Annotated in this window: 13 protein-coding genes; 7 read left to right on the forward strand and 6 right to left on the reverse strand. The window is 36.7% G+C overall.

Translation table 11 applies throughout. From position 1 onward, the window contains the following. Nucleotides 1–20 precede the first annotated feature (20 nt). The 5 genes from ACXACQ_RS16490 to ACXACQ_RS16510 all read left to right on the forward strand — a co-directional run bounded on the left by ACXACQ_RS16490 (nucleotide 21) and on the right by ACXACQ_RS16510 (nucleotide 6,315). Nucleotides 21–1,109, forward strand: a complete 1,089-nt coding sequence (locus ACXACQ_RS16490; RefSeq protein WP_474977065.1) for a formylglycine-generating enzyme family protein — start codon at nucleotides 21–23, stop codon at nucleotides 1,107–1,109. A 356-nt stretch (nucleotides 1,110–1,465) separates the two neighbouring features. After that, nucleotides 1,466–2,491 (forward strand): TRAP transporter substrate-binding protein, encoded by a 1,026-nt coding sequence (locus ACXACQ_RS16495; protein ID WP_474977066.1) that lies wholly within the window; start codon nucleotides 1,466–1,468, stop codon nucleotides 2,489–2,491. Next, on the forward strand, nucleotides 2,491–2,967 hold the full coding sequence (locus ACXACQ_RS16500; RefSeq protein WP_474977067.1) for a TRAP transporter small permease: 477 nt from the start codon (nucleotides 2,491–2,493) through the stop codon (nucleotides 2,965–2,967). The genes ACXACQ_RS16495 and ACXACQ_RS16500 overlap by 1 nt, the downstream gene beginning before the upstream one ends. Beyond that, a complete protein-coding gene (locus ACXACQ_RS16505) occupies nucleotides 2,957–4,249 on the forward strand; it encodes a TRAP transporter large permease (RefSeq protein ID WP_474977068.1) in 1,293 nt (430 codons plus the stop codon). Before ACXACQ_RS16500 ends, ACXACQ_RS16505 begins: the two co-directional genes overlap by 11 nt. Before the next feature lie 269 nt (nucleotides 4,250–4,518). Then, entirely contained in the window at nucleotides 4,519–6,315 is a 1,797-nt protein-coding gene (locus ACXACQ_RS16510) for a PP2C family protein-serine/threonine phosphatase (RefSeq protein ID WP_474977069.1), read from the forward strand. 28 nt (nucleotides 6,316–6,343) lie between these two features. On the opposite strand, the gene ACXACQ_RS16515 is transcribed toward ACXACQ_RS16510, so the two are convergent. Genes ACXACQ_RS16515 through ACXACQ_RS16535 form a run of 5 tightly spaced genes read right to left on the reverse strand, consistent with a single transcriptional unit; the run spans nucleotide 6,344 to nucleotide 10,881 of the window. Further along, a complete protein-coding gene (locus ACXACQ_RS16515) occupies nucleotides 6,344–6,874 on the reverse strand; it encodes an NADPH-dependent FMN reductase (RefSeq protein WP_474977070.1) in 531 nt (176 codons plus the stop codon). A 4-nt stretch (nucleotides 6,875–6,878) separates the two neighbouring features. Then, entirely contained in the window at nucleotides 6,879–7,622 is a 744-nt protein-coding gene (locus tag ACXACQ_RS16520; RefSeq protein WP_474977071.1) for a head GIN domain-containing protein, read from the reverse strand. A 5-nt stretch (nucleotides 7,623–7,627) separates the two neighbouring features. Further along, a complete protein-coding gene (locus ACXACQ_RS16525) occupies nucleotides 7,628–8,734 on the reverse strand; it encodes an acyloxyacyl hydrolase (protein ID WP_474977072.1) in 1,107 nt (368 codons plus the stop codon). Between the two features lie 40 nt (nucleotides 8,735–8,774). Next, nucleotides 8,775–9,509 (reverse strand): 3-deoxy-manno-octulosonate cytidylyltransferase, encoded by a 735-nt coding sequence (kdsB, locus tag ACXACQ_RS16530; RefSeq protein WP_474977073.1) that lies wholly within the window; start codon nucleotides 9,507–9,509, stop codon nucleotides 8,775–8,777. A 49-nt stretch (nucleotides 9,510–9,558) separates the two neighbouring features. After that, entirely contained in the window at nucleotides 9,559–10,881 is a 1,323-nt protein-coding gene (locus tag ACXACQ_RS16535; RefSeq protein WP_474978486.1) for an NfeD family protein, read from the reverse strand. Between the two features lie 93 nt (nucleotides 10,882–10,974). Here ACXACQ_RS16535 and ACXACQ_RS16540 point away from each other — a divergent pair, with 93 nt between their 5' ends. Both ACXACQ_RS16540 and ACXACQ_RS16545 read left to right on the forward strand, forming a co-directional pair. Further along, on the forward strand, nucleotides 10,975–11,754 hold the full coding sequence (locus ACXACQ_RS16540) for a DUF4905 domain-containing protein (RefSeq protein ID WP_474977074.1): 780 nt from the start codon (nucleotides 10,975–10,977) through the stop codon (nucleotides 11,752–11,754). A gap of 48 nt (nucleotides 11,755–11,802) precedes the next feature. Next, nucleotides 11,803–12,930: a LysM peptidoglycan-binding domain-containing protein gene (locus ACXACQ_RS16545; RefSeq protein ID WP_474977075.1), complete on the forward strand. Its 1,128-nt coding sequence runs from the start codon at nucleotides 11,803–11,805 to the stop codon at nucleotides 12,928–12,930. Between the two features lie 55 nt (nucleotides 12,931–12,985). On the opposite strand, the gene ACXACQ_RS16550 is transcribed toward ACXACQ_RS16545, so the two are convergent. Continuing rightward, complete coding sequence (locus tag ACXACQ_RS16550) at nucleotides 12,986–14,794, reverse strand: 7TM diverse intracellular signaling domain-containing protein (protein ID WP_474977076.1); 1,809 nt, start codon at nucleotides 14,792–14,794, stop codon at nucleotides 12,986–12,988. Nucleotides 14,795–14,961 lie beyond the last annotated feature (167 nt).

Here is a 14,961-nt window from a genome sequence, read left to right on the forward strand (position 1 = left end):
ATATTCTTTAGATTAGTGACATGAAATGTTACCTTTCTTGTTTGTTGATAGTATTCGCAATTGGTGCTTCACATGCTCAGCATGATGTAAACTGCATGACTGTCCCAGAGAAAGGAATCCAACAGTTTGTTACTCAAAATAATAAGCAGAAAAAAGAAAAGAATACTGATTTTTCAGGTATGGCATTAATTTCTGGAGGCACTTTCACCATGGGTGCCTCCGATAAATTGGGTAAGCCAGATGAATACCCTCGTCATACAGTGGAATTAGCAAGTTTTTATATAGACAAAACTGAGGTCACTAATGCGCAGTTTAAAAAATTTGTAACTGCTACAGGCTATATCACTACAGCAGAAAGAATGATCGACTGGGATAGCTTGAAGTTATCTCTACCCCCAAACACCCCTAAACCTGCCGATAGTTTGCTCATGCCTTCATCTCTTGTATTTCATCAAATAAACAAGGAGATAACTGAAGGAAGCGTAGCGCAATGGTGGAACTGGGTAAGAGGCGCTGACTGGAGGCATCCCGAAGGACCTGGTAGCAGCATTGACGGTAAAGATGACTACCCTGTAGTTCAGGTCTCATGGGAAGACGCGAATGCTTATGCGGAATGGGCAGGGAAAAGATTACCAACTGAAGCTGAATGGGAATTTGCCGCTAGAGGGGGTGTGGGTAATGAAATCTACCCTTGGGGTGAGACACCTATTGACGAAGGCGAAGTGAAGGCAAATACTTGGCAAGGCACATTTCCCTCTAAAAACACCATGAAAGATGGTTTTATGCGATCTGCACCTGTGAAAACTTATGCACCAAACCATTATGGCTTATATGATATGGCAGGTAATGTTTGGGAATGGTGCTATGATAATTATCAAGCTAATTATTACTCTACATTCAAGGATAAAGTAGCGCACAATCCACTTGGCCCGGATAAAGGCTTTGATCCATTGGAGCCTTATGGCAACAAAAAGGTAGTGAGAGGAGGGTCTTTTTTATGCAACTCATCTTATTGCGAGGGGTACAGAGTATCATCACGAATGAAAACCTCGCCAGATACTGGTATGGAACACACGGGGTTCAGGTGCGCAGCCTCTATTACAGACTAACGCTAAATACCTCAATTATTTCAATCCTGTTTCAGGCTAAATATGTACAATATTTGGACTATACCGGTTCATGTTGTACATTCTAGCCAATTTAAATCAATTACTACATTTAGATTCATTTTTCTACATAAACTAGGTAGTTTTAATGTATGAGAAATTATAAATTCCATATGGATTTCCTCAATCGTGTGCAAAAAATAAATATTGAATAAAAAGATAAAAAGGCAGTTTTAGAACTAATAATGGGCATATATGAGAAATTAATTTTGTTAGCATAAATTAAATGATATATTTGTTGTACAATCGATTGCACAAAATCAAATTTGATACCTATGTTATAATCGCTTTTACTACTTATGATTACTCTACTACGCCATTTCTCACAAACGATTCCATTATCAAACAGAAGGTTTTCTCTTTCTTTAGCATTACTAACTATTCTATTATTAATCACTTCTTGTGAGCAAAATTCACAGGTAAAAGTAATTAAGCTCGGCCACGGATTGGATGTGACCCATCCCGTACACAAAGCCATGTTACGCATGGCTGATGCTGTAGCGTCAAAATCGGGAGGAACCCTTAAAGTTAAAATATATCCAAGTCAGCAGTTGGGCACTGAACGTGAATGCCTCGAGCTTTTGCAAGTTGGCAGCTTGGGCATGACAAAGGTGTCTACTGGGGTTTTGGAAAACTTTGCTCCTGGAATGAAAATTTTCGGTTTGCCCTTTTTATTCCGTGACCGCGAGCATTATTATAATGTATTAGATGATGATTTGGGCAAATCTCTTTTGGACGAGAGTCAGCAATATTGGCTGAAAGGACTAGCCTACTACGATGCCGGTAGCAGAAGCTTTTACACTATAGATAAGCCCATCGATAAGCCTGAAGATTTAAAAGGATTAAAACTAAGGGTGCAAGAAAGTGCTACCTCTATTGATATGGTAAAGGCGCTTGGAGGTTCTCCTACGCCAGTTTCTTGGGGTGAACTATATACTGCTTTACAACAGGGTATAGTAGATGGTGCAGAAAATAACCCGCCCAGCTTTTACCTCTCACATCACTATGAAGTTTGTAAGTATTATAGCCTTGACGAACACACCTATTTGCCAGATGTGCTCATTATTAGTACCGTAGTGTGGGATAAGCTGAGTGACAATGAACGCCAATGGCTTCAAGAGGCAGCTAATGAGTCGGTGGTTTATGAAAGGACTATATGGCAAGATGCTGAACAGGAAGCGCTAGAGGCTGTACAGGCAAGTGGTGTAACAGTTATAAGGCCTGATAAAAAGGCTTTTTCAGACAAGGTACAGTCCATGTATAAAGAGTATAGAAAAGACGCCAGAACTAGTAGCCTAATTGATCAAATTGACAATATTAAATAATGAGAAAGACAATAGATAAATTACTTACTTACCTGCTGGTATCTCTCATGTCAGTAATGGTGCTGGATGTATTGTGGCAGGTATTTTCTAGATACATATTACTTTCTCCTAGTTCATTCACTGATGAGCTTGCCCGCTTTTTATTAATATGGATAGGAGTGCTTGGCGCAGCCTACGCTTCTGGACAAGGAAGTCATTTGTCCATCAACTTGATAGCAGAAAAGTTAACCGACAGCCAGAACAAGAAGCTGGAAATAACCAAAAATATTCTTATAAGTCTCTTTGCTCTATCTGCGCTAATAATAGGAGGGGGCCGGCTGGTATTTATTACTTATATCGTGGCTCAATATTCACCTGCATTAAATATTCCATTGGCTTTAGTTTATGCAGTTATACCGGTTAGCGGTTTGCTCATAGTATATTATAAATTATCGGATATCGTGTCTACTAAAAATATCAACATACATGACCACTGAAGTTTTAATTCTCGTTTTAAGTTTTTTGATTCTACTAGGTATAGGGTTGCCAGTGGCGTGGAGTATAGGCATATCAACAGTATTTACTATGCTTGTTTCCATAGACTCTATATCTGCTTTTACTACAGTAGCCCAGCGAATGGCTACAGGCCTAGATAGTTTCGCGCTGCTGGCTATACCATTTTTTGTGCTGGCGGGCCAAATTATGAATCAGGGAGGTATCGCCAATCGACTGATAGAATTTGCCAAGGCACTGGTGGGGGCTTTTCCTGGAGGCTTGGCTTATGTTAATATTATTGGAGCAATGCTTTTTGGTGCTATATCTGGTTCTGCAGCAGCCGCGGCCTCGGCCATAGGCGGCATTTTGGGACCCAGAATGGAAAAGGAAGGTTACCCCAAAGAGTTTGGTGCAGCCATTAACATTACCAGTGCTACCACAGGACTAGTAATACCTCCTTCTAATGTTTTAATTGTATACTCATTGGCCAGTGGGGGCGCCTCTATCACGGCACTATTTCTGGCTGGTTATATTCCGGGCATCATTACAGGTTTAGTGCTGATGTTGGTTGCTGCTTATTGGGCAAAAAAGAAGAATTATCCTACGGGGCAAAAAACATCTGTGAGAGTATTAACCCTCAAGTTCATAGACGCATTTCCAAGTTTATTTTTGTTAGTGGTGGTAATAGGAGGTATTGTAACAGGGATATTTACAGCAACAGAAGCCTCTGGTGTGGCTGTACTCTACACGCTGGTGCTCTCACTTATATATAAAGAAATGTCTAAACAAAGGCTTTTTGAGGTGCTTATCAAATCTGTGGCCACTACTAGCGTGGTGCTACTTTTAATCGGAACTTCTATGAGCATGTCATGGGTAATGGCCTACGCTGATATTCCTCAAAGTTTTAGTGAAGCTTTGTTGCAGCTCAGTGATAATAAGTATGTGATATTACTTATTATAAACTTAATCTTATTGTTCATTGGCGTATTTATGGATATGACACCAGCAGTGCTCATATTCACTCCTATATTCTTACCTGTAGTTAAAAACCTTGGAATGGATCCTATTCACTTTGGGATTATCATGGTAATGAACCTATGCATAGGATTATGTACACCTCCAGTTGGTTCTGTACTATTTATAGGAGTAGGAGTGGCCAAAACCAGTATCCAAAAAGTGATTAAGCCATTGCTTCCTTTATTTATAGCCATGATCCTTGTATTATTACTAGTGACTTACATCCCTGGCTTAAGTATGTGGCTTCCTCATGCTTTTGGCTTTTGATGATTGTATTTACAATACACTGCTGCTAAAACATTTTATTTAAAATATTATAGACTAAATAATTGCTAAAACAGATAGGGAAATTTTATGCTGAAGTTGACAATGGTTTTATAAAATAACCCTATCTTTTAGCTTTTATTGTATTGTAACAGTTATCAATCTTTTTGTAAGGTGTAATTGTGTTCATAATCAGTACAGTAATTTTTTACTAGTATATATTTGGTTTTAAGTAAAATATGATGGGGCTAAAAGCTTCAATTGGCGATACAATGAAACTGTTTTTTAATCTTTTTACGTTTACAATTTTCTTATGTGGATTTACCTTAACGACAAGCTTTGGGCAAAATCAAAGTGATCTTAAAAGCAATCTGGATAAATACATAAAAGAAAAGGACAACGGCAAAGCTGCTTATTATTCTTATGAGTTGGCTAAGGCTGAGTATGCTTTAAATAAGCAATCGAGCGCTTTACAATACTTGGATGATGGCTACACTTATGCCCGAAAGGCTGATGATGAGGTTTTACAATATCTTATTTGTAAGCTTGAAGGTAATATTTACCTCAAACAGGCCAATAGTAGCAAGGCATCTAGCAGTTTTAAAAAAGGTTTAAAGTCAGCTAAAGCCATAGGCAAAAATGAATTTATAACTGATGCCTCCGTTGACTTAGCAGAGGCATATGCCGATCAGGGTAAGCATAAACGGTCAATTGATCCTTTAGAAGAGGCTTTATCTTTAGCCATATTGGATAAAAACATAGCACTGCAGCAAAAGTGTTACTTAATGTTGGCTTCATATCATAAAGAGCTTGGCAACGATGATAAGTATAAGGAGTACACTACGTTGTATGACCGCTTGGCAGGAGCCAGTGATGAAGAAGCTTCAGAATCTTCATCATCAGGAACGAAATCAAGAACTAAGCGATGGAGTGCCTCATCTAGTCCCTATCAGCAGCTTGCTGAACATATCAAAAAATTAAGAACTGTAGAAGACTCACTTTTAGCTACCAGATATACCCTTGAAGAAAAGGAACAGTCGCTAAAGGAAATGGAAGAGGTTACTGAAAATCAGCAATTGGAAATTGATGTACTTAATAAGGATAAACAATTAGCTGAATTAGAAATAAGTGAGCAGAAGGCCAGACTGAAGAATGCAGTACTTATACGCAATAGTATTATCATAGGTACTTTATTGGCTCTGGCACTAGTATATGTAATTATAAGAAGCTACAGGAAGAAAATAGAAGCTAATAAAGAAATCGACAGGCAAAATAAAAACATCCAGAGTAGCATTAATTATGCAAGAAGAATTCAGGAGGCTATGTTGATGACTGAAAGCGAACGCAATAATTTACTACCTACATCATTTGTACTATTTAAGCCTAGAGACTCTGTGAGTGGTGATTTTTATTGGTTCAGTCAAATAAAGAGCTGGTATGATCCCGATGTGGTTTTTGCTGCAGTTGATTGTACGGGACACGGCATACCGGGAGCTTTTATGTCCTTAATCGGAATCAATACTTTAAATAACATTGTTAATCATGGAGAGGCAGAATCGCACCAAATTTTAGAAATGTTAGATGCTGAAATCAGAAAATCTCTTCAGCAAGATACAACTGGTAACAAAGATGGTATGGATATAGCACTTTGTATTTACAGAAAGGAGAAAGGGGTGGTAGAGTTTAGTGGAGCTAAAAATCCATTAGTATATGTGCAAGACAATGAATTACATCAAATAAAAGGCGATAGAAGGGCTATTGGAGGTCCTAGGCCAAAGAAAAAAGATCCTGCTCCATATAGTAAAAACATTGTTACTATTGATAGACCTACAATGCTGTATCTTTTCTCTGATGGCTACCAAGATCAGTTTGGCGGAGAAAAGAAAAGTAAATTTATGACTAAGAAGTTTAAGGAATTACTACTTAGTATTCATCATTTGCCAATGGAAGAACAGAAGTACATTCTTAATCAGACCATAGAAGAATGGAAGGGGGATGAACACCAGACAGATGATATACTGGTTATGGGAGTGAGGTTAGACAACCAATTTGAAGAAGATATAGATTAGAAAAAGGTGCTTTAAGCACCTTTTTCTATTAAAAAGCGATTAATTTATCTGCTTGTTCGTTAATAAGAGTAATATAAAGCTCGTTAATGATTGAGCCTTCCTGTAAGTGCTTGTTTATTAGTGCTAATCTTGGTTTTTGTGGCAACACATACATACCGCAATAATTGAAAATGTCAGTCAAATGACTGAGTGCCATTCCTGCTCCTTGTGGCCCAGAGCTGACACCAATAACACCACACTTCTTATCTTTAAAAGTCGATGGATAATCCATACCATCTATAAATGTTTTAAGCACACCAGGAAAAGAACCGTTGTATTCAGGCACTACAAACACATACTTAGTGTAGTTATTCATTAAATCTTTAAAGTGATTGAACTCTGTATTGGTGCCAGCCTTTTCATAGAGAGCACTAAAAGCAAAGTCAGGAGGCAAATCTCCTAAATTGATAATTTCACTCTTTATGTTTTTCTGCTTTAATAACTCCTGATAAATTCTTGAAACCTGATATGAAACAGCTTCATTTCTATTTGTTCCACAAATGATTAATATATCTTCCATTATTTCATTCTGTTTTGTCAATTAATTCGCCTAAGTATTCATCGTCTAATAAGATAGACGAGGGCTTTGAACCTTTTAAAATTATGTTACCGCTAGACCATATTGTGGCGTCCAGTTTTTGAGTGACATGAAGTATAATGTCATTGGTTCCACGGTGCTTTACTTTGGCTCTATCTGATTTTAATGATGTACCATCAAATCTACCATCACCAGAAGCGAAGGAAATATCTAAATCAACTACTTTTCCAGATATATAGAAGTTAGTTAATGAATTACTCACTAAATAAAGTTTACTTAAATTTATGTTTAAATATACATCACCACTACAATTCTCTGACAGAATATTTAACTTATCTAGTTTTAGAGTTCCATAAGATTTTATATAACCTGAGCCATTCATTAAAATTAACTCCAAGTTATTGAAGTAAATATCTATCTGCGGAAAATCATAATCACGCACCCAATTGCAGCCGGTGTTATTAGTAATTGTCAATCTATCATCAACTACCTCAAAATCAATATCACCCATGAGGTTTTCTCCTGTGGTTAATATAACTTTTTGAGAATCGCTCTGATGTAAAATTACATTCAGTTCGTTACTCACGGTCAGTTGACTGAAAGTCTCCACATCTATGCTCACCGATTTTTTATCTCCAGATTTTTTCAGACAATTGGGAGCATTGGCATCATCACAGCCTAAGTTAAGCACGCTAAGTACACCTATTAGCAGCAATATGGTAGTTTTCATGTTTTTCATTTAAATCGATATCCTCCTGCAAATTCTAGAGCTTCTGCACGAGCAGCGTGTGATTTTACTGACATTGACACGTAAAAGTGTTTGTTAATGTATCTTCTTAATCCTAGTCTCAGGTATAGCTTACCAAAATAGTCATATTCATCTCTTATATAATAACCTGCTTGTGTAATGATGGAAAGGTTACTTACAAAAAGTTCGTGACCTACAGCAACCCCCAGCCTTGTCCAGCCAGGGAGAGATCCTCCTGCAGTTCTAATTTCCCAGTCATAAGTGATGTCCTTTTTCATTGACCATGACGCGAAATATTCTAGACTTAACCCTATGGCACTTTTATGGTTCAGGCGCTTGTCTATGGTGGAAGTTAATATTATAAATGGATGCTGTCCGGTACCTCGCCTAGAATATGCATGAAACCCGGAAGAGATACCTGCTGAAAACCCAATGTTTTTTTCAATAGGTTTTTCTTCTATGCTTATATAAGATGCTGGTTTGTATTTAAATAAATAATTAACTCCGACATTAGCAGTTACTATATTTATACCTGAATTAGGTCTTTTTAATGACCCATTGGAAAAGTGGGTTAATGAAACCGAGCTTTGTAAGCTCGTTCGTGGTGACAAAATACGTTTGTAGCTAGTTTCTAATATGACTGAAGCATTAAAGTCAGTACTTAGTAAGTTATTCTTATTATTATTTTCTTTTTCATACTTTTCAGTATTGTACTCTATTCCCATGCCTATTTTATAGGCAAATTGATTTTTAGCGTCTTTGTTTTTAGTTAGATAAACCTGATAGTGGGGTATTAGTGCAAAAGACTTTCCGATAATATCATTTTTATAATCGAGATAAATGAAAGTTAAACCAATATCGGGATAATTAAATCGCTGTTGCCAAGCTTTATTTCCAAAAGTCTTCCTATTGTAGGTTATTCTTATCCCTTGAGGGTGATGAGTGATAAGGTGTGCAATATCTTCTTTATGTTTTAGAATGAATCCACCGCTGTAATCAATACCAATAGAATGCTGTGGTGAACGCCTAAATTGAGCATTTGAAGCACCCATTGCCCAACAGTAAATAAACAAGAAGATTAGAATTTTTCGCATGCGTTAAACTATAAGCATGCGAAAATATAAAATTCAAAGCTTAGTTAAAATTTTTAAGCTTTTTCAAATCTTCTGGAGTATCAATACCTATGGAGTCAAATTCGGTTTCAGCCACTTTTATTTTAAGGCCGTTTTCGATCCACCTGAGCTGTTCTAGAGACTCAGTCTGTTCCAAATAAGATTGAGGAAGCTCAGTTATCCTTTTTAAAATATCAGCACGATAGGCATAAATTCCAATATGTCGAAAATAACTTCCGTGCTCTAACCAAAGGTCGTTGGTAGCATTTCTGTTATACGGTATTGGATTACGACTAAAGTAAATCGCTTCTTTATTAATATTAAAAATGGCCTTAACCACATTTGGGTTAAAAAGATCTTCCTGCTCTGTAATTTGTTTTATTAATGTGGCTAGCTCTGTCTCACCATCGAGTAAACTGCCCACTAAATCTATTTGTTCTGGAGCAATAAATGGTTCATCACCTTGTATGTTAATTACATAATCATACTCACCACCATAATTAATGAATGCCTCATAACACCTGTCAGTACCGCTCGCATGTTCTTCAGCTGTCATCACAACATTACCACCAAAAGACTCTATCTCTTCTTTTATTTTTATGTGGTCAGTAGCCACCACCACACTCGATAATGTTTTGGCTTTCAGCGCTTGTTCGTATACGCGCCTCACCATAGTTTTTCCATTGATGTCTGCCAAGGCTTTAGCCGGGAAACGCGTAGAGTTATATCTTGCAGGAATAATTCCTAGAATTTTCATATCAAATTGTTTATGCTAAGGCAAATCTAGTAAAATGCTTGTTATTAATTTAAACTACCTCTTTAACCTTGAGCGAAGTGCCTTCATCACTGATTACTGTTATAGATGTGCCTTTTTCTATGTATTCACCCCTTGTGTATGCATCATAAATTTCATCTTCAACGATAACTTTTCCGCTAGGTCTCAATATGGTATATGCTGCTCCGGTTTTGCCAATCATACTTTTATTAGCATTGAAACTAGAAGTGTAGCCATCATTTTTATCCATAGTAGAGGTTAATGCTATACGTTTAAAGGCTGCGCTTTCGGTAAATTTAACACCGCCTATTAACAATGCCGCAATGGCCCCAAAAAATCCAGTAATAGTTACGGTTATCGCCATAAACAGTTTATCTGAAGCTACAAATGTAAAATCAAAATAATCGTTGTTCAGCATTACTAATATTAATGCCGATAGCGTAATTACTATGCCTGATACTCCGGCCACTCCAAAACCGGGAATAACAAAAACCTCTAGAGCTATTAGCATGATACCTATAAAGAAGGCTATGATTTCCCAATTGGCCGCCAAGCCATTTAAATAGTACGGCACGAAATAAAGTATAGCAGCAACCACCGCAGCAGCTATAGGAAAGCCAACACCGGGAGTTTGTAGTTCAAAATAAATGCCGCCAATGATAATCAGAATTAGAATTCCGCTAATAAAGGGGTTAAGGAATATGGCTACAATGCTATCAGTATTACTTAACTCATATTTCTCCACAGCGTAATTGTCAATGCCATTTCTATGTAAAATTTGTTCAATGCTATTAACTTTTGCTTCGCAGAAGCCATAGTTTATAGCTTCTGAAGTAGAGAAGGTTATAACTTGTCCTGCTTTGGTTACGCTATCAATTTCAATGTTTTGATCTACCATGGCTTCTGCTATTGCCGGATCTCTACCATTTTCTTCAGCTATAGATCGCATTGTACTCCGCATATATGACTGGTATTTATCTGGGGCTGCTTCTCCATTTCCGACCACTACAGTTGCTGCCCCAATACTTGCTGCAGGGGCCATGTATATGCTATCACAGGCTATGGAAATTAGTGCACCTGCAGAAGCCGCATCCTTGTTGATGAATACCCACACAGGCTTCTCAAAATTCATGATATTCTCCACTATATCTTTCGCGTCCGTCACCGCTCCCCCGTAAGTGTCCATCTCTATGATCACATAGTCGGCCTCCATCTTTTTTGCATGTGACAGAGCAAGCTCCACATAGCGATTCATCCGAGGATCAATTTCGGCTTTAATATCCATTACCATTACCTTAGACACCAGGCTGTCCTGAGCCTGAAGCTGAGAGCTGTTATAGCCTGCCAGAATCATTAGTAGACCAAAAACAAACAAGAACTTTTTATATATCACTTTTATAGACTTATGAATGCTGTATTTTTGCCTAAAATACTAAATATTAAGAAGGTGGGAAAACTCAAACTGAACTTTGTAAATACATTAAATAGCAGTGTGTGGAATATGCTGATGGCTGTAGATGAAGAGCAAATATTAGTAGAGTGTAGAGACAAATCTAAATTTCAGGTCACTTTTACATTAATAGACTTAACCACAGGCGAGGAAATATTAAAAGATATACGGTTTGATGAAAGGTGGTGGATTAGCGCTAGCTATATATTTGGCCACAAAGTACTGTTTTATACCTTCTCTGAAGAAGATAACCCCGACTTTAAAAATTATTTTTGCTATGATATAGATGCTAAATCCATTGGATGGGAAAAGCATAATTGCAGATTAATTGAAATGAACGACAACTGTTTGTTGTTTCAAATGGAAGATGAAGAAGTCCAAACTGTAGATTTGCTTTCAGGTCTAATTACTGATAATAAAAAGGTAGCCAACGAAAATAAATCTGTTATTAAGCCGTTTTTTTACCCAGAAGGATCTGATCATTTTACCACCGTTAAAAATTTTTTAATCGATCAACAGCATATTCATATCAGTAGGGGAGCTCACTATTTAGAATATGCAGGGTTAATTATAATCTCCTTTTATTATAAGAGCAGCCAAGAGAAATTGGCAAATAATTTGTTAATTTTGACTAAAACAGGGAATCAGGTTATACAAGAGGTTATAGGAGAGGATTTGCCAGGAGTGGCGGATGATACTTTTTTCATTTTTAAGAATAAACTGATTTTCGTTAAACAAAATACAGATTTAACAGTATATCAATTAAGTGATGCATAACGCATGCACACATGATAACTCATTGAACACAAAACATTAAAAATATAAATGAAATATTTGTTGCTGCTTTTTTTGGCTTGTAACAGCTTATTGGTTTTAGGAAATTCATACCCGGCAGATTCTGTGGGCGTTGAAAAGGATAAAGGAAAGCTTTTTATACTTCATAAGGTAGAGGATAAAGAAACATTGTATTCCCTTTCTAGGCGCTATGATGTTTCAATATATAATATCGTTCAGAATAACCCACCGGTAGAGTTTGGGCTAGAAGTGGGCCAAGTGATACGAATACCTTACGAAAAGAAGAAGAAAAAGGAAAAGGGTAGCCAGCCTGCGGCCAAAGAAACACAATTGGCTCAGAATACTACTAAAGAGCTCCCTGAAGATATGGGTGTTAGCAGTAAACAAAGTGCGCCATCTGAAACAATTCATGTAGTAAAAGCTAAAGAAACTATATTTTCTATCTCTAGAATGTACAATGTTACTATCGCTGATCTTAAGAAATGGAATAGCTTAGAAGGTAATATACTAAATATTGGACAAAAGCTGATAATAAAAAAGTCAACACAAGGAGTTAGGCAGGTAGAAGATAAACAGGCTACTACTAATAGAAATACTAACATTACTCACGAAGTAAAATCAGGAGAAACACTTTATGCAATCAGTAGGCAGTACAATGTCTCTGTAAGCGAAATTAAAAAATGGAATAACCTGAATGGCAATGAAATTAGTATTGGACAGCCTCTAATTGTGGGTAAGAAGAAAAATTCGGCAAGTGATGATACTACTACAGAAGCCTCACCTGCTGCTGATAACAGTACTCAAAAAGAAAGCATTAAAAACCCAGAAAGTGAATCTGCTGTAGGTGGAAGTACAGCTCAAAATACAGATAATAGGTCCAGCACTTTTGAAGAAATTGTAGAATCTGGAAATGCGGAGTTAATACCGGGTACTGATGATACAAGAAAATACCTTGCATTACATAAGAAAGCTAAAGTAGGCACTATTCTACGTGTAAGAAATGAAATGAATGGGCAAGAGGTTTTTGTTAGGGTAATGGGTAAGTTGCCTGATACCGGGGTAAATGACAATTTGCTAATTAAGATAAGTAAATCTGCATATGACAGGTTAGGAGCTATTGATGCAAAGTTTAGAGTTACTGTTTCTTATATTCCTTAGAATCCTTTAAATAATCATTATAAAGTAGTGAAAGGATGGCTTTGGCCATCCTTTTTTATTTAATGTGCGCTTTGAATAGATCGTTTAAATGCATAGCTGCATGGTTAGCTCCATCATAAACAGACTCCACTTTTTTGCGAAAATTCCAGATGGTATTTCTTCGTAGATCTAGCATTTGACTCAGCTCATCTAGCGTAAATTGCTGTTCCGCATTTACCGTGATATAGAGGATGTAAAAAGCCTTTTCTATAGGAAATTTGATCCGATGAAAAACAGTATTGCTGGTCACAGATTCATCATATCCACACTTAGTGCATCTTCGCGAATATTTAGAATGACCATCAGAGTACTTATTATTGCCGCACTTAACACATATATAGCCATCTCCCCACTTTAACTTATCCAAAAATCTATAGCAGCTGATCTGATCTGGGAAAATTTTATTAAACTCATCAAGAGTCAGCTTTTTATTGATTAATCGGTCTTGTAGTATTTCTTTTATGTTATTTTTCAACTTCCAATTGTCTAAATCTAGCAATGAATTAATCTTGCTGATCTCCTGAGTCTGCTGATTGAGCTTGGCGTTGGTTTCTTCTAATAGCAAGTTTTTTTCCTCTATCTGTTGAGTCCTTTTTGCTACTAATGATTCCAGTTCTTTATTTACTTTATCTTTTAGTTTTACATTTTCTTGATGCTGATAAATGATCCTTTCTAAGGCTCTATCTCGGTTAGCCTTAAGTATTCTCACTCTATCGCTCAAGGCAAAAGTGAGTAGGAGCATTTCTGCCAAGAAACTGATATGCAGGCTGTAATAAGATGATATAGCAAATGGGATAAAAGAGAGTGTAAGCAATGCTTTCATTAAAAAGCCGAGAAATAGAATGCCATATGCTAGCACAAAAAAACGAGCAGGTTTATAGCCTCGATACCAAACCAATATTCCCATGTAAAAGATTAATGATAAGGGAATGATCTCCATATTTCTCCATTCAAATATGCTGTTATCAAAGACAATAGCGTATATGAACATGGCTACACGCAACCACAAAATAACATTGAGAGCTTTATGAAGCTTTGGCGCTGTATATTTAGAATTCAAAAATTTCTGACCAAAGGTCAAGGCCCAGAATATTATTGAAAATAGCGCTGTTCCATGAGCTATCTGATTCCAGTTTGGTGCATTGGGCCATAGATATTGATAAGCGATTCCATCCACACACATAGCATATACACCCACACTTAATATGTAGAAGGTGTAATAAAGATATTTTATTTCCCTGATGGCAGTATATATTAAGAGATTATAAAGGCTAATAATCAGTATCATGCCATAAAAAATGCCATACAGAAAGTACTCATTAAGAGAATAATACACAAAACGGTTGATGGTTCGAACGGCTATGCGAACATCTGCTTTAGTTTTAGAGCGCAGCATAAAATAACACTCATGCTCGCCAACTAGCACAGGGTCTATCGGTACTTCAAAGTTTTTATGCATAAAAAGCTTATGCTTAAATGGGTAAGTATCGCCAATCACGTGCTTATCATAGCTGCCATTATGGTTAGGGACATAGGCTTCTATATGGTCAATTGTTTGATCGTAAAACTCAATCAACCAATTGGATTGGTTATCCTTATCTACATCAATAACCATTTTTACCCAATACGTTGAATTGGGATCATAATCTTTAATAGCATAGGTGGGTTTATTCTTAAAAAGCTTAGGCTTGTTCTTAATATCCTGAAGGGTTTGTATGCCTGTGGTATCTCTGTAGAACTGTAGTTGGCTCAGTGTAATAATGTGCTCAGAAGTTTCATTGTTTAGATGAACTTCCTGACTTAATGATACGCTGAAACTGCACAAAAATAATATTAAGCTAAAAAAATATCTCCGAACCATACCTTTACCCATGCATAAATGAAGAAGATAGCAATTTTATGAATTTAAACACAGTTATTATTAGCATAAGAATAAATTATTTAGACTAAAGTGCTCACTATTACGGCTATATTAGTATACACGTAAAAAGA

Source organism: Fulvivirga sp. AWR4_260 (assembly GCF_056158185.1).

Coding starts and splice junctions, on each gene's coding strand:
- ACXACQ_RS16490 (WP_474977065.1), top strand. CDS start 21: ATGAAATGTTACCTTTCTTGTTTGTTGATAGTATTCGCAATTGGTGCT.
- ACXACQ_RS16495 (WP_474977066.1), top strand. CDS start 1,466: ATGATTACTCTACTACGCCATTTCTCACAAACGATTCCATTATCAAAC.
- ACXACQ_RS16500 (WP_474977067.1), top strand. CDS start 2,491: ATGAGAAAGACAATAGATAAATTACTTACTTACCTGCTGGTATCTCTC.
- ACXACQ_RS16505 (WP_474977068.1), top strand. CDS start 2,957: ATGACCACTGAAGTTTTAATTCTCGTTTTAAGTTTTTTGATTCTACTA.
- ACXACQ_RS16510 (WP_474977069.1), top strand. CDS start 4,519: ATGAAACTGTTTTTTAATCTTTTTACGTTTACAATTTTCTTATGTGGA.
- ACXACQ_RS16515 (WP_474977070.1), bottom strand. CDS start 6,874: ATGGAAGATATATTAATCATTTGTGGAACAAATAGAAATGAAGCTGTT.
- ACXACQ_RS16520 (WP_474977071.1), bottom strand. CDS start 7,622: ATGAAAACTACCATATTGCTGCTAATAGGTGTACTTAGCGTGCTTAAC.
- ACXACQ_RS16525 (WP_474977072.1), bottom strand. CDS start 8,734: ATGCGAAAAATTCTAATCTTCTTGTTTATTTACTGTTGGGCAATGGGT.
- kdsB (WP_474977073.1), bottom strand. CDS start 9,509: ATGAAAATTCTAGGAATTATTCCTGCAAGATATAACTCTACGCGTTTC.
- ACXACQ_RS16535 (WP_474978486.1), bottom strand. CDS start 10,881: ATGATTCTGGCAGGCTATAACAGCTCTCAGCTTCAGGCTCAGGACAGC.
- ACXACQ_RS16545 (WP_474977075.1), top strand. CDS start 11,803: ATGAAATATTTGTTGCTGCTTTTTTTGGCTTGTAACAGCTTATTGGTT.